Source organism: Nocardia sp. 348MFTsu5.1 (assembly GCF_000383535.1).
GTDB lineage: Bacteria > Actinomycetota > Actinomycetes > Mycobacteriales > Mycobacteriaceae > Williamsia > Williamsia faeni.
Map to the genome: position 1 here is coordinate 391,719 of NZ_KB911511.1, position 20,212 is coordinate 411,930.

Sequence of the window (20,212 nt, forward strand, 5' to 3'; positions counted from 1 at the left end):
ATCGATCACTGTCGAAGGACCATCGATCCGGCAGGCTCATCAATCGAAGATACCGTGAACAGCCAATCATTACTGCAGCACAGCGGGTAATTCTCGCAGCCTCGGTGAAATCGGCTGCGGACGGTCCCCGATACCCGATACGGTCGCTCTGAACAGCTGATCAGCCGAAACCAGTTATGGGAAGGATCCAGCCGTGGACTACGCCGTACCCGAGGCGATCACCACCACCCTGCGTGAGATCGATGAGTTCATCGACACGCAGATCCGGCCACTGCAGGAGGCCGACGACAACATCCGTTTCTTCGACCACCGCCGCGAATGGGCCCGCACCGATTTCGAGGGCGGTGGCGTGCCGCGCCGGGACTGGGAAGAGCTGCTCGGTCAGATGCGCCGGCTCGCCGACGACGCCGGCTGGTTACGCTACGCGTTGCCCACCGACATCGGTGGACGCGGGGGCACCAATTTCGACATGGCGATCATCCGGGAACACCTGGCGCACAAGGGACTCGGGCTGCACAACGACTTGCAGAACGAGTCGTCGATCGTCGGAAACTTCCCCTTTGCCCACATGTTGCTCGCCTATGGCACCACAGAACAGCAGGACGAATTCCTCGAGCCGATGATCCGCGGCGAGGCCCGGATCGGGTTCGGGCTGACCGAACCCGATCACGGCAGTGACGCCACCTGGATGGAAACCACTGCCCGCAAAGTGGGCGATTCGTGGATTATCAACGGCGGCAAACGATTCAATTCGGGCATGCACAACGCCACACACGATGTGGTGTTCGCGCGCACGTCGGGCAAAGACGGTGACGCCAGAGGTATCACCGCGTTCTTCGTACCCACCGACGTCCCGGGATTCTCCGTCGATTTCCAATGGTGGACCTTCAACATGCCCACCGACCACGCCGAGGTCACCATCACCGACGTCGAGGTTCCGGATTCGGCGATCTTCGGGATGGAGGGCGAAGGTCTTGCCGTCGCGCAGACGTTTGTGCACGAGAACCGCATTCGACAGGCGGCCTCGGGGGTCGGCGCAGCTCAGTTCTGCATCGACCGCAGCGTCGAATATGCCCGGGAAAGAATAACTTTCGGGGCGCCACTGTCGAGCCGCCAGGCAATCCAGTTCCCCCTTGTCGAGCTGCACACCGAGGCGGAGATGGTCCGCGGACTGGTCCGTAAGACCGCCTGGGAGATGGACCGGATCCCGCACCTGGAGATCAGCGATCGGGTCTCGATGTGCAACTACCGCGCCAACAGGCTGGTCTGCGACGCCGCCGACCAGGCCATCCAGGTGCACGGCGGTATGGGCTACACCAGGCACATGCCCTTCGAGCACATCTACCGTCATCACCGCCGGTACCGGATCACCGAGGGGTCCGACGAGGTGCAGATCCGCAAGATCGCCGGCTATCTGTTCGGGTACGCCGGCCCGCGGCGCATCCGGAAGAAGGACCCGAACTGATGCCGGACAGCGATATCGGCGACCTCCTCGCCGCGCGATTGGGTGTGGTCTTCGGCGACGACGTCCGGGTCGAGGATCTTCGCCGGCTCACCGCCGGTGCCAACAGCGAAACCTGGTCATTTCGTTGCCATCGCGGAACCGAGGTGCAGCGGCTGATCCTGCGCCGCCAGCCCGACTCGGTACACGGACCACTCGGTATGACCCGCGAATCCGAGGCGATCTCGGCCGCCGCCGAGGCCGGTGTCCCGGTGCCCCGGGTGATCGACTTCTCCGACGACACCGACGCGCTCGGCGCCCCCTATCTGGTCTGCGACCACATCGACGGCGAATCGATCCCACGAAAACTGTTGCGCGACGACCGCTACGCGCGGGCTCGCATCGGCATGGCTGCCGAACTCGGCCGCAACCTCGCCCGGATCCACTCGATTCCGCTGTCGGCGGTACCCGCGCTGCAGACCGGGTCCCGCAGCGGACTCGACGAACTGCGGCAGTCCTATCTCGACCTCGACACACCCTCGGCGGTCACCGAGATCGCATTGGCCGCGCTGTCGATGTACCAACCCGAGCCGGTGCCCGAGACTGTCGTACACGGCGACTTCCGCAACGGGAACCTGCTGATCTCCGAGACCGGGCTCGGTGCGGTCCTGGACTGGGAACTCACCCACATCGGCGATCCGCGTGAGGATCTCGGCTGGTTACTCGTCAAGTGCTGGCGATTCGGGACCGCCCCGGAAGTCGGCGGATTCGGCACCGTCGACGAACTACTCAACGGCTACGCCGAGGTCGCCGGAACGCGACCGGACATCGAGGCGGTGCGCTGGTGGCAGCTGTATCGCACCGTGTGGTGGAGCATCGTGTGCGCGCAGATGGCGTCGCGGCACCTGTCCGGCGCGCATCGTTCGGTCGAACTCGCTGCCATCGGCCGGCGGGTGTGCGAACAGGAGCACGACATCCTGCTGGCGCTCGGCCGCCCGGCCACCGCGGTCACCCAGCCACCGGCGAAAGCCGCGGAACCAGGCCTCCACGGACGTCCCACAGCTGCCGAATTGGTCAACGCCGTGGCGGAATGGTTGCGCACCACCGTGATGACCGACGCGGCGACCGGTTCGACCAGGTTCGAAGCCCGTGTCGCGGCCAACGTGCTCGACATCGTCGAGCGTGAATTGGCCGCCGGCGACGCACCCCTGGACCGGCAGCGCGCCGCACTGGCAGAGCTGGGCTTCGACTCCGAGACCGATCTGGCACTGGAGCTCCGGGCCGGGAGAGCCAACCCTCAAGATCCACGGATCATCGCAGTGGTCCGGGCGGCCGTCACCGAACGGCTGCTGGTCGCCAATCCCAGGTATCTGGAGCAGTAGTCGGGCCCTGAGCCCGGCTACTGCTGATGCGGCCGCGGACTCAGGAAGCGCTGGGCCACCGCCAGTGCGGCACTGCCCGAGCGCTCGCCCTCGCAGTAGACCACGAACACGCGGTTGCCCTGGATCCCGACGAACCAGCCAGGACCCTGAGGTCCGTTGGTACCCACCAGCGCGCGCAATCCGCCGGCGTTCACCAGATCGCTGGCATCGCCGTCGGCAGCGGTGTCTCGCATCGCCTTGTCGATGGCGGCCAGGACCGCGGGGTCGACCGCACCTAGGTCACCACCCTGGACCTGTCCGGGAACACCGGCGATGACGGACGGAGCCACCGAATTGCCACGGGCGATGGCCACACCGAGGGTTGCCATGTTCAGCGCCGACACCCGCAGATCCTCGGGCCGGAAGGTCACCGGCTTGGCCGTCGACTGCTGACCTCCGCTGCCGGCGGGCCGGACACCGGCCACCTTGAAGTCGACACCCAGACCCAGCTGCGCGAGCAACTGCCCCGCCCTGGCGTCATCTGCCCCGGCCAGCCGGTTGATCACGTCCGCCACCGAACCGAGGGTCGCGCCGGGGGTGTACCCCTTGTCGATCGTGATGTCCGAGGCTTCGGCCGCGTCGTTGCGCATCGCTGCCCGGATCTCGCCGGTGCCCGCGTCCACGACCAGAATCGATGCCGGCTGCGCCACCTCGACCACGGCGTCGAGGGCATCGAGCTGGGTGTTCGGATCGATGCTCGTGGTCACGTCGGGTCCGGGTGGTCCCTGCTCACCGGCGAGCTGCACGGGCGGCTGCCCGGGTACGACGGTCTGGACGGCCCACCCCGAAGTGGCGTCCCGGATCGCCTGCCAATAGTCCTGCACTCCGTCGAACACGGGTGACTTTAGTCGCCGGTCGAGGAGGACGAGTTTGGGTTCCTTCTTGATCGTCACGCCCGGTACCGACGCGGGGTCGCCGGCCAGCGCGATCATGTCGGAATCGCGGACCGATACAACCGTCACCGGCTTGTTGCCGGCGTCGGCCAGCTGACGGCTGATGACGTCCGGCGTGATCAGCTGAGCCAGCGGCTCGATGATCGTCGACAGTGCCGCGACGGACCCGGCGATGTTTCCGGTCGCGGCCGGGTCGAGGACGATGTTGTTGATCGTCTGCAGCGTCAGCATCTTCTTGCCCGCACGGTCGAGCACCGCCGGCGCCGGATTGGCGTCGGTGCGAACCATGCGCAGGCTGCCACCGGTCGGTAGGTCTTCCGCGAGCAGACCCGGCTCCCATTGCACCCGCCAGCCCAACGTGAGCTTGCGGGCCGAACCCTGCGTGATGGTCTGGAACTCATGCTTGTCGCCGAGCGACCACGTGGTTTTCAACTCGAACGTTGCGGTGCCGTCAGAGTATTCTTCGGCGCGCTGCACGTCGACGTCGACCTTGTCCGCCGCCATCCCGTTGAACGTTGCCTCATACGCGATCATGGCCAGTTCGGGCGACGATGTCAGCAACGCGGTTGCACTCGGATCCTGATCTTCGATCGCCTTCTCGAAATCACCCAGCATCGCTTCGGCACCGGTGGCCGTCGACTTGCCGAAGGTGCCGCAGGAGGCGACGGCAAGGGCGCACGCAAGCGCTAAAGCGAAAGCGACCGCAAGTCGGCCAGGAGAACGATGCATAGTCACAATTTTCACTCCTGTAACAGGGTGAGCGTCACCAAAGTGGTTTCCAACTTGCTTACGAGGTCGTCACGATCCCGTAACTACCCTTAATTAGCGTGCATTCCGGACTGCGTCACTCATTTTTGCACCATCGCTGCACGAGGGCGGAGGATTGGAGAGGTGAGCTCCCGCCATCATCTTTTTCGCTCGAACGACCGACCTGTCACCGGTCTCGAGTGGCTCGATTCCCGGCACGGTTTCTCCTTCGGCGACCACTACGACCCGGACAACACGCATCACGGAGTCCTCATGGTGCACAACGACGAAACCGTGTCGCCCCAACAGGGTTTCGACACCCATCCCCATCGCAATATGGAGATCGTCACCTGGGTGATGTCGGGGTCGTTGGTGCATCAGGATTCGATGGACCATTCCGGTGTCATCTACCCGGGTCTGGCGCAGCGGATGAGTGCCGGCTCCGGTGTCACTCATTCTGAACGCAACGACACCTGGCGGGGTGGGCTCGTCCGCAAAAGTCACCCGATCGTGACCGGCGCCGAGCCGGTGCACTACATCCAGATGTGGGTTCTGCCCGACGACCCCGACACGGAACCCGGCTACGAGCAGCTCGACGTCTCCGATGAGCTACGGGCCGGTTCGCTCGTCACGGTGGCGTCGGGCATGCCCGACTACGACTCGGCGATCCGGATCGCCAACAGTTCCGTCGCGTTCCATGTCGCCAGGCTCGATGCCGGCCAATCGGTGACGTTGCCCGACCTGCCCTGGGGTCATGTGTTCGTCGCGTCCGGATCGGCCCGACTCGAATCCGTCGCCGACGACCTCGGTGCCGGAGACGCGGTCAGGATCACCGGAGGCGGCGGCGAACGGCTCACCGCCATCACCGCCACCGAGGTCCTCGTCTGGGAGATGCACCGCACTCTGGGCGGATGACCGAAGTCTCGCATCCGGCTTCGGAATTGGCCCGGGTTCAAACCCTTTACCGGTAAGTTCAGAAGCGTCGGCGACGGCCCGTCGTCGGCTGTCATCGCGCCTTCGTGTTACATGTTCTCGGCTCCAGAAACCGGGGGCACCAATATCGGGCATGAGGAGCAGATCATGGAGAGCGACAGCACCGGCGCCGAGCAGGTCGGACAGGTACTCGGCGGTGTGACACAGGCTGCGGGCAGCTTCCGCTTCCTCATCGAGCAACAGCAATGGTTCTGGTCCGACGAAGTCGCCGCGATCCACGGTTACGGGCCCGGTGAGGTCACGCCGACCACGGAGTTGCTGCTTTCGCACAAGCACCCGGAGGATCGCCAGCGCGTCGAGCATGTGGTCAACGAACTGCTCGAAGGCAAGGCGTTCAGCAGCCGCCATCGCATCATCGATCGCGCCGGAAAGGTTCGCCACGTCCTCGTGATCGGCGACCGGATGACAGACCCATCCGGAAAGCTGATCGGCACCGAGGGTTTCTATGTGGACCTCACGGATGTCCACCAATCAGAGTTGAAAGAAACGATGGACGCCGCGGTCAAGAACTTCGCGGTGTCCAGGGCGGTGATCGAGCAGGCCAAGGGCATGCTGATGCTCACCTATGGAATCTCGGCCGACCGGGCTTTCGAGGTGCTGACCTGGCGCTCGCAGCAGACGAACACCAAGCTCCGCGAGTTGGCCCAGAACATCGTCGAGGCAGCCGAGGGCTCGGTTCCGATCGGCGACGAGACCCGCCGTGCATTCGATCATTTGCTGCTCACCGCACACCAGGCCAAAGGGTCCTCGCTCAGCGGCGCCTGACGAACCGGTCCGGAGATGCCAGGATGGTCTGGTGACTTCATCAACCGAGACCGTTGACGCCACCGAATCACCGGATCCCAGGTCGGGAATCGACCTGCGCTGGGTCGATGATTCCGTGCGTCCTCAAGACGACCTGTTCGAACACGTGAACGGCGTGTGGCTACGGGACCACGTGATTCCCGAAGACCGAGCCGTGGACGGGGCCTTCCATGTACTCCGTGATCGCGCCGAGGAGAACGTCCGCGACCTGATCACCGAATGCGCCGAGTCCTCGCCGGAACCCGGAACAGACGCCCGGAAGATCGGCGATCTGTACGCCAGTTTCATGGACGAAGAGCTGATCAACTCACTGGGCATCGAACCGATTCGCGCGGATCTCGCGGCGCTGGCGAACGCCGGTGACCGCACCGAACTCGCCCGCCTGATCGGCGCGCAGCAGCGCCGCGGCATCGGCGGACTCTTCGGCTATTACGTCGACACCGATGCCAAGCAGTCCGACCGCTACCTCATCCACATCACCCAGTCGGGCCTCGGACTGCCCGACGAATCGTATTACCGCGAAGAGAATCACGCCGAGTCGCTGGCCGCCTACCGCGAGCATGTGGCAAAGATGTTCGGGCTGGCAGGTTTCGACGATGCTCTGAGCGCGGCCGACACCGTGGTCGACCTCGAGACGGCGATCGCCGCCCAGCACTGGGATGTGGTCCGCCGCCGCGACGCCGATCTCACCTACAACCTACGGACATTGGCCGAATTGAAGTCCGAGGCAACCGGCGTCGACCTCGATGCCTGGACCGCGGGACTGAGCACGACGGCCGAGAAAACATTCGGCGAAGTGGTTGTCGGGCAGCCGTCGTTCATCTCCGGAGCCGCCGCACTGTTCGCCGAGCGTGATCTGAGTGACTGGAAGCTCTGGGCACAATGGCGGCTGTTGCATTCGGCCGCGTCATACCTGTCCGACGAGTTCGTGGCCGAGAACTTCGAGTTCTACGGCAAGACCCTCACCGGCTCCGAGGTCATCCGTGACCGCTGGAAGCGTGGTGTCGGCCTGGTCGAACAGAGTCTCGGGTTCGCGGTCGGCAAACTGTATGTCGCCAAACACTTCCCACCGCAGGCGAAGGCCCGGATGGATGAGCTCATCGACAATCTGGTGAAAGCCTATCGCCGCAACATCACCGATCTGGAGTGGATGAGCCCCGAAACCCGCGAGAAGGCGCTCGTCAAACTCGAGAAGTTCACCCCCAAGATCGGCTACCCGGCCACGTGGCGGGACTACTCGTCGCTGACGATCGAACGTGGCGATCTGTTCGGAAACATCGCCCGCGCAAGCGCTTACGAGGAAGATCGGGAGTTCGCCAAGATCGGCGCACCGGTGGACCGCGACGAGTGGTTCATGACTCCGCAGACCGTCAACGCCTACTACAACCCGGGCATGAACGAGATCGTCTTCCCGGCCGCGATCCTGCAGCCACCGTTCTTCGACCCGGAAGCCGACGACGCTGCCAACTACGGCGGCATCGGCGCGGTCATCGGCCACGAGATCGGCCACGGCTTCGACGATCAGGGCGCCAAGTACGACGGCGACGGCAATCTGATCGACTGGTGGACCGACGCCGACCGTGACGAATTCGGCACTCGCACACGCAAGCTCATCGCACAGTACGGTCGGTTCACGCCCAAGGGTCTCGACGAGAAGTACAAGGTCAACGGCGATTTCACCATCGGCGAGAACATCGGCGATCTCGGCGGACTCTCCATTTCACTCGTTGCCTATCAGATTGCGCTCGATGGAAAGCCTGCTCCGGAGATCGACGGACTCACCGGCCTGCAGCGCGTGTTCTACGGCTGGGCGCAGGTGTGGCGCACCAAAACCCGTGACGCGGAGGCGATCCGCAGGCTGTCCATCGATCCGCATTCACCGCCGGAGTTCCGCTGCAACGGCGTGATCAGCAACATCGATGCCTTCTATGAGGCCTTCGGTGTCGAGAACGAGGACGCCCTGTTCCTCACCGAGGCCGAACGCGTCCGGATCTGGTAGCGCGCTCCCCACCCCGATGATGTGTCCTTTTGGCGGCGTCGACCTGCGGGTTTGTTCGCCAAAAGGCCACATCATCGGGTTTAGGGAGCAGTGAAGTCCGTGAGCCCGTCGGTGGGATCGATGGTTCCGCCGACGGTGTTCGAGACGATGACCGGCGCACCCTTGGGTGCATTCTCGAAGAACCACCGGCCGTCGTCGGTGCTCACATTGATGCACCCACGCGAGACATTGGTGTTGCCCTGCTGCCCGACCGACCACGGCGCCGCGTGGAGGAAGATGCCGCTGTTCGACAACCGGGCCGCGTACTCGACGTACGTGCGGTAGCCACCGGGGGAGTCGACGGGCACGCCGTACACCGATGAGTCCATGTACATGTCGGCGAAGCGCTCACCCACCGTGTAGGTGCCGTTCGGTGTGGGATTCTCGTTGGCGCCCATGGATATCGGCATGGTGCGCACACTCGCGCCGTCGACGGTCACCGTGAGCGTGTGGGTGTTGTCGTCGGCGGTTGCCACCCACTCGTCGCCGATGGTGAATGCCGAAGCGGCACTTCCGGCTTGCACGCCGACCTTGGTCCCGGCCGGCCAGAAGCCGTTTGGCTTCCACCGCAATTCTTTGTTGCCCACCCAGCGGTAGTGGCCCTCCACTTCGGGCTCGGTCGATACCCGGATCGCCTTCTCCGCAGTCGCCTTGTCGTCGATGGCCGCGGTGAACGAGATGATGACCGGCGCGGCGATACCCACGGTCTCGCCATCGGCGGGATCTAGAGTGGGAGTAGAGAAATTGGCGCGCCCCAGCGGCGGCTGCGCGGACGGCTCGGCGTGTGCGGACACCGTCGTGGAAGCCGCCACCAGCGCACATCCCGCAGCGACAATCGCCAGTTGCCTTCGTTGGCGGCTGGCGATCAGGCCGAACTGCATGCAATGTCCCCTTGGTGTCACTTGGACGCCCGGATATCCCCAACTTGCGCCGGGAACGATGACCGGCACCAGAATGCCCAAGATACGTCAGAGCACAACCATTCACCACCAAGTCCCCCGATGGCGACGATATCGATCGTCAGTCGTCTATCGACCTACGAAATCCACAGTAAAACTGCAGTGGTCACCGACGATATCGGCCGCTCGCCTCAGCGGGACAAGAAGTCGAGGACCGCGCCCTCGAAGGCCTTTTTGGCCTCGATCATCACCCAGTGTCCACATTTGGGGAACACATGTAGTTCGGCGTCGGGTATCAGTCGCATCGGGACCATGGCCATGTCCGGCGGGCTGACGCGGTCGTCGCGACCCCAGGTCAGCAAAGTCGGACAGTTCACCTTGTGCATCATCGACCAGTACGGCGGGGTGTCGGAGGCCGCCATGAACTGCTGCTGCATCTCGAATGCGGCCGAACCGTACATCATCTGAGCGGTTTCCTGCGCGTCCGGGTTGATCGCCGCCTCCCAGCGCTCTTCGATCAATTCGTCGGTGATCAGGTCGCGGTTGTAGACCATCCCGGTCAGCCAGCGGATCAGCTTTTCACGGTCCGGCGCATCGGTGAACTCCTGGAGCAACCGCAGCCCTTCAGTCGGGCTCGGACTGAAGACGTTGGGCCCGACACCGCCGATGGTGACCAGCTTGCTCACCCGGTCGGGCTTCTTGATCGCCAGGTTGACGCCCACCACGCCGCCCATCGAGTTGCCGATGATCGGCGCAGACTCGATACCGAGGCCATCCATGAAGCGGATCACCGACGAACCGGCGGTCAGAACCGGATGACCCTTGACCGGATCGCTGACCCCGAATCCCGGGAACTCCAGGACGTAGCAATGGTGGCTTTCGGCAAAGACACCGATGTTGCCCCGATAGTTACGCCAACCGGTCACGCCCGGACCCGAGCCGTGGAGCAGGATCAGGGGCGGTCCGGAGCCCGCCTCGTGATAGCGCAGCACCCCGTTGTCGGTCTGCAGTTCTCGCTTGCTGTTCTCATACGTCACGTCCACCGAATCAGACTAGAACGTGTTCCAGTTTCATGTGCCGCTTGGGTGGATTTCCGCAGCAGTCGCTGTCAGCGAACGATCGACTGCTTGCAATTGTCCGACGTCGACGGACCGCAACACCGACATCGCCGACGACACCGCGAGTTCGCTGGCGGTGTCGATACTGGCGCCGGCTACGATCACCGCACGGTGCGCGACATCGAGGGTCATCCCGATCAGCATCGACGCCAGGACGTCGGCGCCCACGCCGACGGTCTGCCCACGAGCGGCGAAGGCGTCGCGGAGGCGTTGCGCGAGTTTGGGTTCCAGAGCCGCCGAGAACTGCCGTGCGGATTCCCGATGCTGGTCCCGGTTGGTCAGCAACACCCGGAATCCATCCGGATTGCGGCGGGCGTACTCGAACAACACCTCAACCGAGTACCGCGTGTGGTCGCCGTAGGTCATCTCGTCGCCCTCGTCGTAGGCCTTGAGCTTCCACCGGGTCAGTGTCTTCATCTCCCGGTCGAGAACCGCGTCGACGAGTGCATCCCGGGAACCGAAGTGGGCGTACAGGGTCACCCGGGAGGTACCGGCGCGGGCGGCGATCATGTCCATGGTCGCCCGCCCCGCGCCGACATCGGCGATCACCGCCAATGCGGCGTCGAGCAGTTCTACGTCTGTCGGCCGGTTCCGGGTACTACGACGGGTTTTGGGTACGGCCGCGGCCGAACGCGGTGTCTTCGACACAATCGGATCCTCCAGCGCGCATTCGCAGTTCGGTGTTACTCGGCAGCGGCCGCCACCTCGTCGTTCGGGCCGTCGACGCGACCGAAATACGCAGCTTCGACTTTCTCGCGCTGGGCACTGAGTTCGGAGGCAGGACCGGACAATGCCACCCGGCCATGGTGCAGCACGATCGCCGAGTCGGCAATCGCTAGAGCAAGGTCGATGTGCTGCTCCACCAATACGATCGCCATCTGCTGCTCATCGGCGATGTTGCGCAGGCGCGGCAACAGGTCCTTTACCGCGATCGGCGACAGCCCCAGACTGAGTTCGTCGATGAGCAGCACCTTGGGACGCGGCAACAGGGCTTTGGCCAGTGCCAGCATCTGCTGTTCACCACCAGAGAGGTTGCCGCACTTGCGGCCCCGCAGGTCCCTGAGCTTCGGGAAATACTCGAAGACGACGTCCACGTCTGCGCCGCCCTTGCGGTGTGCCAGTCGCAGGTTGTCCGAGACCGACAGCTTGTGGAACACACCGCGGTTGTCCGGGACCAGAGTGATGCCGCGCCGGGCATTGCGTTCGACTCGCTTGTCCAGCGGTTCACCGAGGGCCGTGATACTCCCCGACATCACCGGAATAGCACCGACCGCCGCCAACATGGTGGTCGTCTTCCCGGCCCCGTTGGGACCGAGCAGTGCCAGGATCTCCCCGGCGTGGACTTTGGCGTCGAGGTCGCGGACGGCAGGCACCCCGCCGTACCCGACGGTGAGCCCCTCGATGACCAGGACCGGCTCTGTGGCAACAACTGTGCTCATCCGAGGTTCCCTTTCTGCAGTCCTACGCCGGGGGCGATGTCGAGTTCGACGTCGGCTTCCTCGACCTCGGCGCTGCCGAGATATGCCGAGATGACAGCAGGATCGTTACGGATGTCTTCGGGTTTGCCGGACGCGATGACCTTGCCGAAATCGAGGACGTACAGGCGATCGCACACCTCGAGAACCAATGACATGTCGTGATCGATCAGAAGCACGCCGATCCCGCTGCCCGAGATCCGCCGCAGTTCGTCACCAAATGCCTTGCTCTCGTGGGTGTCGAGTCCGGCCGCCGGTTCGTCGAGCAATACCAGGCGGGTACCCCCGACGAGCGCGCGGGCGACGCCCACCATCTTCTGCTGGCCCAGGGTCAGTTCGCCCGGCCGCCGATCTGCGACATCGGTGAGCCCAACGATCGCCAGCGCCTCCCCGATGGTCTTCGCGGGCGGTTTCGACCCGGTGAACACATCGGCGACCAAAGCCTTCAAACCCGGACGTTGTACTGCGACAGCGAGGTTTTCGGCCACGGTCAGGTCGACGAACAATTCGCCGGCCTGCCACGTGCGCGCCATTCCGGCGCTGCGCCGGCGATGTGAACTCTGCTTCTCGATGTTTGACCCGGACAACAGGACTTCGCCGGTCGCCCTGGTGAACCCGGTGACGGCGTCGACAAACGTCGTCTTCCCGGCGCCGTTGGGGCCGATCAGTCCGACGATCTCGCCGGCCTCGACCGACAGGGTGATGTTGTCGTTGGCGACCACACCGCCGTATCGCACCGAGAGATCACGCGCCTGGAGTAGCGAGGTGGTGGATTCATCCGACATGGGAACTCGCTTTCGGTTCGGAGTTGTCGTTCGGCGGCTGCGGCGGCGAAGTTTTCGTCGCCGGCGATGTGCCGAACCTGGCCTTGATGTGGGCCACTGACTCCTGGACGGCACCGACGAGCCCGACGGGGTTCAGGACGGCCATCAGCAGCAGGCCACCGGCCGCGATCAGTTGGTAGTACTGCCCGAGATCGAGTGTCTGGGTGAGGAATACGTATCCCACGCCGAGTGGCCCGATGATTCCTGCGATGAATGCGCCCCACACCGACGTGATGCCGCCGACGTAGGTCATCGCCAGCAAGACCAGCCCGACCACCACGGTGAATGATGCCGCCGATAGTTGTCCACGGCTGTACCCGATGAGGCAACCACCAACGCCGGCCAGGAATGCCGATAATGCAAAGCCCAGCAATTTGGTTGCCGCGACGTTGATCCCGACCGAGGCCGCCGCGCGTTCGTTGGACCGGACCGCCAGAAACGCCCGGCCGGTGGATCCGGCCATGAACCGCATGACGATCAGCGTCAGCACGCCGACGACCACCAGCACCATCATCGAGAATGCGAACGTGGTCAGTTCCGTTCCCTGCCGTACCGACAGGTCCCAGCCGAGCAGCTTCGGATCCTTGATCAGGTTGCCCTCGAACGGTGTGATGGACGGATTGTTGAACAAGAAGCTCTGAATGGCCAGGGCTGCAGCCAAAGTCACCACCGCGAGCTGTGCACCCCGGATCCTCAGAGCCGGGATACCCACGACCACACCGACCGCGGTGGCGAACAACGCCGAGATCAAGATGCTGAACGGGAACGGCACACCCCAGTTGGTGGTCACCTTCGACAGCGCGAAGCCGGCGGTACCGGCAAACGCCATACTCGCCAGCGAGATCTGTCCCAGATAGCCGGTGAGCAAAACGAGAGACAATGCGATGAGCGACAGGATCATCGAGGTCACGATCCCGAAACGCCAACTGCCGGAGGTCAACAGGACGGCGATCACCACTGCGGCGATCACCGCGATAACCGGGATCGGCCGAATTCGGGGAATCGTCACCGCCGGCATCTTTGCCTCACCCAGCGAGCCGCGAGACGGGATCTTCCCACCGAGAAGGAACAGTGCGACCACCACGATGACAAAAGGAACGGCGTCACCCACACCGGTCTGCGCCCAGCTCGGCCACCAGTCGAGCGTGCTCGCCCACAGGATGACGGCCTGGAACGATCCCAGTACAAGGCCTGCGGCACAGGCGATCCCGAAGGACGTGAGCCGGCCGACCAGAGCCACCGCCAGCGCCGGGATGATGTAGAACGTGTAGCTCGCCGAGTCCAGGCCGATGGTGTACGCCCCGAGGACGACGATCAAACCCGATGCCGCACCGGTCATCACCCAGACGATCGCGGCAAGCCGGTCCGGGGAGAACCCCGCCAGCCGCGCGGCGAGTTCATCCTCCGAGCCGGCCCTCGTGGCGACACCGAGTGTGGTCAGCCGGAAGTAGGCCCAGAACAGCGCCGAGATGACGATCGCGGTGGCCGCCAGCAGCAGGTCACTGACGTTGATGACCGCACCGGCGAGTTCAAATGTCTTCTCCGGCAGTACCGGCAGCGCCGTCAGCGAATCGGTTTCGAATCGCAGGGTCACCAGCGCCTGGATGAAGAGCATCAGACCGACAGATGCGACCACTTGTGCCAGCGCGGGGGCGCGCCGGAGTGGTCGGAAGATCAGAAGATGGGCCAACAGGCCCCAGATGGCCGCGGTGGCAACACCGATGATGATCGCCGGGACCATCGCCGTCGGATCATCCTCGCTGCCCAGCGAGATCTTGCCGATCGGCAGCACAAAGGTGCCGTCGGTGCGCAGTGCGGCAACAACATACACCGCCCACAGGGCTATGGATCCCTGCGCGAAGTTGATGACCCCGGTCGCGGCGTAGATACCGACGAGAGACGATGCGAACACCGAATAGATCGCTCCGACAGACAGACCGAGGAAAACGAACTGAATAAATTGACTCATGAGACCGTGGTCACCTCACTCCCCTTATGGACTCGGATGCCCCTGACACTGTGTGCGCGGGGTCAATTCGGGGGTGTACCGCACGACTCCTGTCGCGCAGCACACCCCCGAATCTGTAGTGCGTGCCTCTCCGCTACTAGCTGGCACCCGGAATCATGGCCAGCACCTGGGGGGCCGGCTGGATCAGACCGCCACCGATCGGCGCAGTCTTCTTGTCCGCGGTCACCTCGAAGACGAACATCTCCGTGGTGCAGTTGGGGCTTGTCGCCTTACCGCACCCGAGTACCGGTCCCAGCCAGCTCTGGTAGCCGTTGACGGCCTTCAGCGCGGCCAGCACGGTCGGTCCGGTGATCTCGGCCGGAGCCGCTGCACCCAGTGTCCTGGCGAAGTCGACGAAGGTGGCGAAGGTGCCATAGGCGTAGAAGCCTCCGTTGCCACCCTCATCCTCGACGTATTTGGCTGTGATATCGAGGTTTTCCTGCATCGCGGGCGGGGCCGCATCCTTGGACGGCGCCAACCAGATCGGCGAGTAGGTCTGCGATCCGACTGCTTGCGCACCCATCGTGTCGATGAACTCGGTGCACGCCGCCATGAACATGGTGTTTTTGAAGCCGACGCTTTGCAGCGACTGGGCGAGCTTGGTGCAGTTGGCGTCGGTCTGCGAGGTCATCAGGCCACCGACATCGGGGTTGGTCGAGTTGATGGTGGACGCCAATGCGGTGTAGTTCGGGTTGGTCGCCGAGTAGTAGACGCTGTTCACGTCGAGCCCGAGCTGTGCTCCGAGCGGCTTGAGGATGCGGTCGAACGTCTGGTGCGCAGAAGCGACATCGACATTGGCGAGGGTCAGCGACGTCTTACCCTGCTGCTTCAGCGACTGCATGACACCGATGAGGAACGAGGCTTGCGGCGGCCCGAAGTACACCCTGTTGTCCGGTGAGGCGCCGGTGACCGAGTCGAACGGAATCTGTCCGACCAGTGGGATGTTGGCCGATTTCAGAATGGGCAGGGCCGCACTGGAAGCGGCGTCGTACCCGTCGATGACCGCGACCACGCCGGCCTGGACGAGCTGGTTGGCACAACCGATGGTCGATTCCGGGGCCGTGACGTCGACAGCGCAGTTGACGACCTCGAGTGGACGTCCGGCGACGCCGCCGATGGTGTTGTTGATGTAGTTGACAGCCGCCTTCTGTCCGGTCTCCACACCCGGCTGGGTGATCGGCCCTTGCGAAGGATTCAGGAAGCCGACCTTGATCGGCGCACCGGTCGCCTTGGTACCGCTCTCCGAAGGAGCTGCACTGCTGTCACTGCCGGAGTCGCTGTCGTCGCTACAGGAGACGACGGAAAAGACACACACCGCTGCGATAAATGCAGCCGCTATCCGGCCGGTTCTCTTACGCATTTACTTGCCTTTCCCGGCGGCTTGTGGTCGCGATGGATATGCGCGGACAACATCGGTCAGCAGCGCTGAGACGATGTTCGGGCACACACTTGATCCCGGCCAGGCCCTCCGAGTTACACGGGGTTGCAACCGAATAGCGTCTTGCCATCCGTCGTGCCCAATCCGGGTGTGATCTGGGCCACTCGAAAAGTAGCCCTTGCCTTACAGCCGTGTCAAGGTGCAGTTCGGGGCACTTTTCAATGGTGCATTTCGGCCCGGAATCGTCCGTCGAATGCATAGAATGCCGAGGTCAAAGCGGGTCGATCAACCGTTTTAATTCATTCGCTTTGCACACTAACTGCCGTAGGTCAAAGGGCCTACGCGAGTGAGCCACACGGTCGTATAAAGCCACCGGAATGAACCTGCTGTCCGACTTGCCGTCTATATTTTGACAACAAGGTGCGTCAGACGAAGAACAGCGGAGTTGTGTGGGTGTGAAGCGGATAGGCGTGGTGGAGGACCACTCGTCGGTTGTGTTGGGCCTGAAGGCCATGCTGGCCGATCATCCCGGATTGGTGGTGGCGGCGGCCACCCCGACCGTGGCCGAACTTCTCGCCCTACGCACCGAATTGGATCTGGTCCTGCTGGACCTTCGTCTGTCGGACGGATCATCGCCGACCTCCAATGTCGACGAACTCCGCGCCGCCGGCCTACAGGCACTCGTCTTCACCGGCGCCGAGAACCCCTACCTCGTTCGTCTTGCCGCGAAAGCCGGTGTGCTGGGCGTGGTTCGGAAGACCGAGCGCACCGAGGTGGTCGTCGCGGCGATCGCCGCCGCCGCCGACGGACGCCAGGTGGTGACCACCGAGTGGGCGGCTGCGATCGACGGCGACCCTGGACTCCCCGACGTCGGTCTGAGTCCTCGTCAGCGCGACGTCCTGAGCCTGTACGCCTCCGGCGAGAAGGCCGATCGCGTCGCCCGGTTGACCGGTCTGACGCCCCATACGGTGAACGACTATCTGGCGCGTATCCGTGCCAAATACGCCGACGCCGGCCGCCCGGCCGGAACCAAGATCGAGCTGTACAAGCGTGCCGTGGAGGACGGGCTTCTTCCCATGCCCGAGGCACCGGAGCCATGAGTTTACAAGCGCTGCTCTGCCCGAACGACCTCAGAGGCGGGGAGAACACGACACGCCTCGCTCGAATGTTCGCCCGCTTCATCAGCGTCGGCTATCTCGTTTACCTGGCCATCCTGCTTCCGTCCATCTCCATGCTGGCCCCCCTGATGAGTTGGTGGTGGACACCGGTCGCCGTCGCTCTGGTCTTCGGAACCGGACTGCTCCCCGGGGCATTGTCGTTTCGATCGGACCCGAAGCCGATGCGTGTCTGCAGCGGCATCGCGGCGGTGATGTTCCTGGTGGTGGCCGCGAGCTGGCCGGTGGCGTGGAACGGACCGCACATCGGCGCCGACGACGGGGTCTGGCTGGCATTCTTCCCCGGGGTGGCCAGTATCGCCGCGGTGATCGCGTGGCCGGCCATATTGGTCTTCGGCCACCTGGTGATCGGCTGCGTCGTGGTCCAGGTGATCAACTATGTGGCCCGAGGCGAGACCGAGGTGGCGATGCTCGCCCCGGAGATCATGTTCGCGATCATGTTCTGCACCCTGTTCGTGGGCGGCGGTCTGATGGCGATGCGAACCGGACGACTACTCGATTCGACCACTGAGAAAACACATGCCGCAGCCGCGGTGGCCGCAGCCGGACACGCTCGCACGGTCGAACGCGAGAGATTCGACGCCCTCATCCACGACAGCGTGATGTCGACGTTTCTGATCGCTTCCCGCGGCCAACCGCAGGACATCGTCGGCGCAATGGCAACAACCGCACTCACCGCACTCGACAACATCCGCACCGAAGCTGTTCCGGATCAGCACTTCTCGGGCAATCAGGCGATTACACACCTTCGTGCAACATCTGTCGAAGCCGACGACAAGGCACTGTTCCGTGTCACCGAGGGACCCGAGCCGGAGGTTGCGGACCTGCCCGCAGAAGTGGTCCGCACCATGGGATCCGCACTGTCAGAGGCCTTGCGCAACAGCAGACTCCATGCCGGCCCGAACACCACGCGCACCGTGGATGTCAATGTCACCGAGACCGGCTTGGGAGTTGTGGTGGCCGACGACGGACGAGGGTTCGATCCCGATTCGGTTGCCCCGCATCGTCTCGGTGTCGCCGTCAGTATTTTGGGACGGTTGCGCAACCTTCCCGGCGGGACGGCCCACGTCGACAGCCGTCCGGGTGCCGGGACTCGCGTGTATCTGGGTTGGGACGCCCGATGATCGGCTCGTCGAACGCACTCGACGACCCCAACGAAATCCAGGATGCCGGTTCGCTGTTGGGGCTTCACACCGTGGCCGCGCAGATCCTCGTGTTCGCCTATGTCGTGACGTTTGCCGTTGTCAGCTGGACCGATCCGCCACCAGGTGGATTCTGGTACGAGTTCGCGGCGTGGTTTGTGGTCAGCATCGGAGCGGTGGCATTGATCCTGATTCCCGGCGATCCCATTCCGTTGTCCGCAACCCTGGGTCTCACCGTCGTCGGACCGATTGCCATCAACCTCAACCTGGTCAAGACACCTCTGCCCCTCGAAGGGCACCTGCCGCTGTGGGCACTGGGTGCATCAACTGCCATCTACGCCTACATGTGTGTCCGCGGACGCACACTGTGGGCGTGGATCGGGATGCTCACAACGCTGGCGAGTTGCATGGTCTGGACCTCGGCGGGCGGTGAAGGCGCGTTGTACGGGCTCTCGATCTCGGTCATCAACCTCGCGCCATTGTTGATGGCCACGTTCTTCGCCTGGACGATTCGACCGGCGGCCACCAGTATCTTCGAACTCCGAAGGCAGGGGACGCTACGCGTCGCGGCCGAGGCCGCCGGTGTCGCGATCCTCGAAGAACGCGATGCGCGGCTCGCAGAACTCGACGAACTCGCCCGGCCACTCCTCGAACAGATGGCGATGCCCCAGCCGCTCACCGAGGAGGTGCGGCTGCGGGCAAAGCTCATCGAAGCCCGCCTGCGCGACTCGCTCCGCGCACCTGCGCTCGATACGCCCAAGATCGAGGCCGCCGCCCGGTTGGCCCGCACCCGTGGGGTCGATGTTGTGCTCCTCGACGACCACGGCCTCGACGACACACCCCCCGCGGTCTGCGCGAAGATCTACCGCGCCGTCACCGACGCCCTCGACCGCGCAGATACCGGCACCCTGACCATCCGGGTACTCCCACCACAGCGAGACACCCTGGTCACCGTCCTGCACAGCACACCCGACGCCGTCACCCGCCTCGAGTACGGGCACACCGGCGAGGTCCTCGCGCCGCGACTGTAGGCGGCGCCGGGGGCACTACAATCTCGGCGTGTATTTCTCACGTTTTGTTGCCATCGGCGACAGTCAGACCGAAGGTATCGGTGACGGCGATGACGTCAGCGGCCACCGAGGATGGGCCGACCGCCTCGCCGAACAACTGTCGATGATCAATCCCCGGCTCGAGTACGCAAATCTCGCGGTCCGGGGACGGCGGACCCGGCAGATCCGCGATACGCAGCTCGAACCCGCGATCGCGTTGTCACCGGATCTGATCGCCGCGCCGCTCGGGATGAACGATGTGCTGTCGAACTCGATGCTCGACGACGTTCATCAGGATCTCGACCACATCTATTCACGGCTCGCCGCAACCTCGGCGACAGTCATCATCTCGACCTTTCCGAACATGGCCAAGACCGTTCCGATCGCCAAACGCCTCGAACCACGCCTGCTGGCACTGAACGCCATGATGCGCGAGTTCGCGACCACCTACGACTTCGTCCTGGTCGATCTGCACGCCGCGCCGGTATTGGTCGACACGCGTTCGTGGTCGATCGATCGACTGCACGCATCGCCGTTCGGCCATGAGCGGTTCGCGGCCGGCGCAGCGCATGCACTCGAACTCCCCGGCAGCGACCCCAACTGGGGTCGCGCCCTCGACCCCTTGGTCCCGATGTCCTTGGCACAGAAGTCGATCCGTGAGGCACAGTGGGCACGCGCGTTCCTCGTCCCGTGGATGATCCGGCGCGTTCGCGGGGTGTCGACAGGTGACGGGTTGAGTGCAAAACGTCCTGAGCTGACGCCCGTGAGACAACAGTCGACCTGAAAACCAAAACCGCGGCCCGGTTC

The 20,212-nt window shown here is 64.0% G+C and carries 17 protein-coding genes; 9 read left to right on the forward strand and 8 right to left on the reverse strand.

Features of this window, described 5'->3' with window-relative positions; all coding sequences use genetic code 11:
• Nucleotides 1-193 precede the first annotated feature (193 nt).
• On the forward strand, nt 194-1,465 hold the full coding sequence (locus H290_RS0108185) for an acyl-CoA dehydrogenase family protein (protein ID WP_020106305.1): 1,272 nt from the start codon (nt 194-196) through the stop codon (nt 1,463-1,465).
• A complete protein-coding gene (locus H290_RS0108190; protein WP_020106306.1) occupies nt 1,465-2,823 on the forward strand; it encodes a phosphotransferase family protein in 1,359 nt (452 codons plus the stop codon). The genes H290_RS0108185 and H290_RS0108190 overlap by 1 nt, the downstream gene beginning before the upstream one ends.
• A 17-nt stretch (nt 2,824-2,840) precedes the next feature.
• Here the strand turns inward: H290_RS0108190 and H290_RS28125 are convergent, their stop codons facing one another.
• Nucleotides 2,841-4,484: an NTF2-like N-terminal transpeptidase domain-containing protein gene (locus H290_RS28125; protein ID WP_036518324.1), complete on the reverse strand. Its 1,644-nt coding sequence runs from the start codon at nt 4,482-4,484 to the stop codon at nt 2,841-2,843.
• 153 nt (nt 4,485-4,637) lie between these two features.
• Between H290_RS28125 and H290_RS0108200 the strand changes: the two genes are divergently transcribed.
• The 3 genes from H290_RS0108200 (at nt 4,638) to H290_RS0108210 (ending at nt 8,298) form a co-directional block, all read left to right on the forward strand.
• A complete protein-coding gene (locus tag H290_RS0108200) occupies nt 4,638-5,417 on the forward strand; it encodes a pirin-like bicupin family protein (RefSeq protein WP_155976749.1) in 780 nt (259 codons plus the stop codon).
• A gap of 165 nt (nt 5,418-5,582) precedes the next feature.
• Nucleotides 5,583-6,260 carry a PAS and ANTAR domain-containing protein gene (locus H290_RS0108205; RefSeq protein WP_051121931.1) on the forward strand — a complete coding sequence of 226 codons (678 nt, stop codon included), beginning with the start codon at nt 5,583-5,585 and terminating at the stop codon, nt 6,258-6,260.
• 31 nt (nt 6,261-6,291) lie between these two features.
• Nucleotides 6,292-8,298, forward strand: a complete 2,007-nt coding sequence (locus H290_RS0108210) for a M13 family metallopeptidase (RefSeq protein WP_020106310.1) — start codon at nt 6,292-6,294, stop codon at nt 8,296-8,298.
• An 80-nt stretch (nt 8,299-8,378) separates the two neighbouring features.
• Here H290_RS0108210 and H290_RS0108215 read toward each other — a convergent pair whose 3' ends face one another.
• From H290_RS0108215 to H290_RS0108245, 7 genes are all read right to left on the reverse strand, one after another.
• A complete protein-coding gene (locus H290_RS0108215; RefSeq protein WP_020106311.1) occupies nt 8,379-9,218 on the reverse strand; it encodes a L,D-transpeptidase in 840 nt (279 codons plus the stop codon).
• A 209-nt stretch (nt 9,219-9,427) separates the two neighbouring features.
• Nucleotides 9,428-10,279, reverse strand: coding sequence for an alpha/beta fold hydrolase (locus tag H290_RS0108220; RefSeq protein WP_020106312.1), 852 nt, complete (start codon nt 10,277-10,279; stop codon nt 9,428-9,430).
• 27 nt (nt 10,280-10,306) lie between these two features.
• Nucleotides 10,307-11,002 carry a TetR/AcrR family transcriptional regulator gene (locus tag H290_RS0108225; RefSeq protein WP_020106313.1) on the reverse strand — a complete coding sequence of 232 codons (696 nt, stop codon included), beginning with the start codon at nt 11,000-11,002 and terminating at the stop codon, nt 10,307-10,309.
• Between the two features lie 35 nt (nt 11,003-11,037).
• Nucleotides 11,038-11,793 carry an ABC transporter ATP-binding protein gene (locus H290_RS0108230; protein WP_020106314.1) on the reverse strand — a complete coding sequence of 252 codons (756 nt, stop codon included), beginning with the start codon at nt 11,791-11,793 and terminating at the stop codon, nt 11,038-11,040.
• Nucleotides 11,790-12,614 (reverse strand): ABC transporter ATP-binding protein, encoded by an 825-nt coding sequence (locus H290_RS28130; protein ID WP_020106315.1) that lies wholly within the window; start codon nt 12,612-12,614, stop codon nt 11,790-11,792. The genes H290_RS0108230 and H290_RS28130 overlap by 4 nt, the downstream gene beginning before the upstream one ends.
• Nucleotides 12,604-14,622, reverse strand: a complete 2,019-nt coding sequence (locus H290_RS0108240) for an ABC transporter permease (RefSeq protein WP_020106316.1) — start codon at nt 14,620-14,622, stop codon at nt 12,604-12,606. Before H290_RS0108240 ends, H290_RS28130 begins: the two co-directional genes overlap by 11 nt.
• Before the next feature lie 136 nt (nt 14,623-14,758).
• On the reverse strand, nt 14,759-16,021 hold the full coding sequence (locus tag H290_RS0108245) for an ABC transporter substrate-binding protein (protein WP_196809518.1): 1,263 nt from the start codon (nt 16,019-16,021) through the stop codon (nt 14,759-14,761).
• 467 nt (nt 16,022-16,488) lie between these two features.
• Here H290_RS0108245 and H290_RS0108250 point away from each other — a divergent pair, with 467 nt between their 5' ends.
• The 4 genes from H290_RS0108250 to H290_RS0108265 are packed head-to-tail and all read left to right on the forward strand — an operon-like array spanning nt 16,489 to nt 20,189.
• The gene (locus H290_RS0108250) at nt 16,489-17,139 is read left to right on the forward strand and encodes a response regulator (RefSeq protein WP_036518327.1); all 651 of its coding nucleotides are present in this window, start codon (nt 16,489-16,491) and stop codon (nt 17,137-17,139) included.
• Nucleotides 17,136-18,338: a sensor histidine kinase gene (locus H290_RS0108255; RefSeq protein ID WP_155976750.1), complete on the forward strand. Its 1,203-nt coding sequence runs from the start codon at nt 17,136-17,138 to the stop codon at nt 18,336-18,338. The genes H290_RS0108250 and H290_RS0108255 overlap by 4 nt, the downstream gene beginning before the upstream one ends.
• Nucleotides 18,335-19,387 carry a hypothetical protein gene (locus H290_RS0108260; RefSeq protein WP_020106320.1) on the forward strand — a complete coding sequence of 351 codons (1,053 nt, stop codon included), beginning with the start codon at nt 18,335-18,337 and terminating at the stop codon, nt 19,385-19,387. Before H290_RS0108255 ends, H290_RS0108260 begins: the two co-directional genes overlap by 4 nt.
• 28 nt (nt 19,388-19,415) lie before the next feature.
• A complete protein-coding gene (locus H290_RS0108265; RefSeq protein ID WP_020106321.1) occupies nt 19,416-20,189 on the forward strand; it encodes an SGNH/GDSL hydrolase family protein in 774 nt (257 codons plus the stop codon).
• The last annotated feature ends 23 nt before the right edge of the window (nt 20,190-20,212 follow it).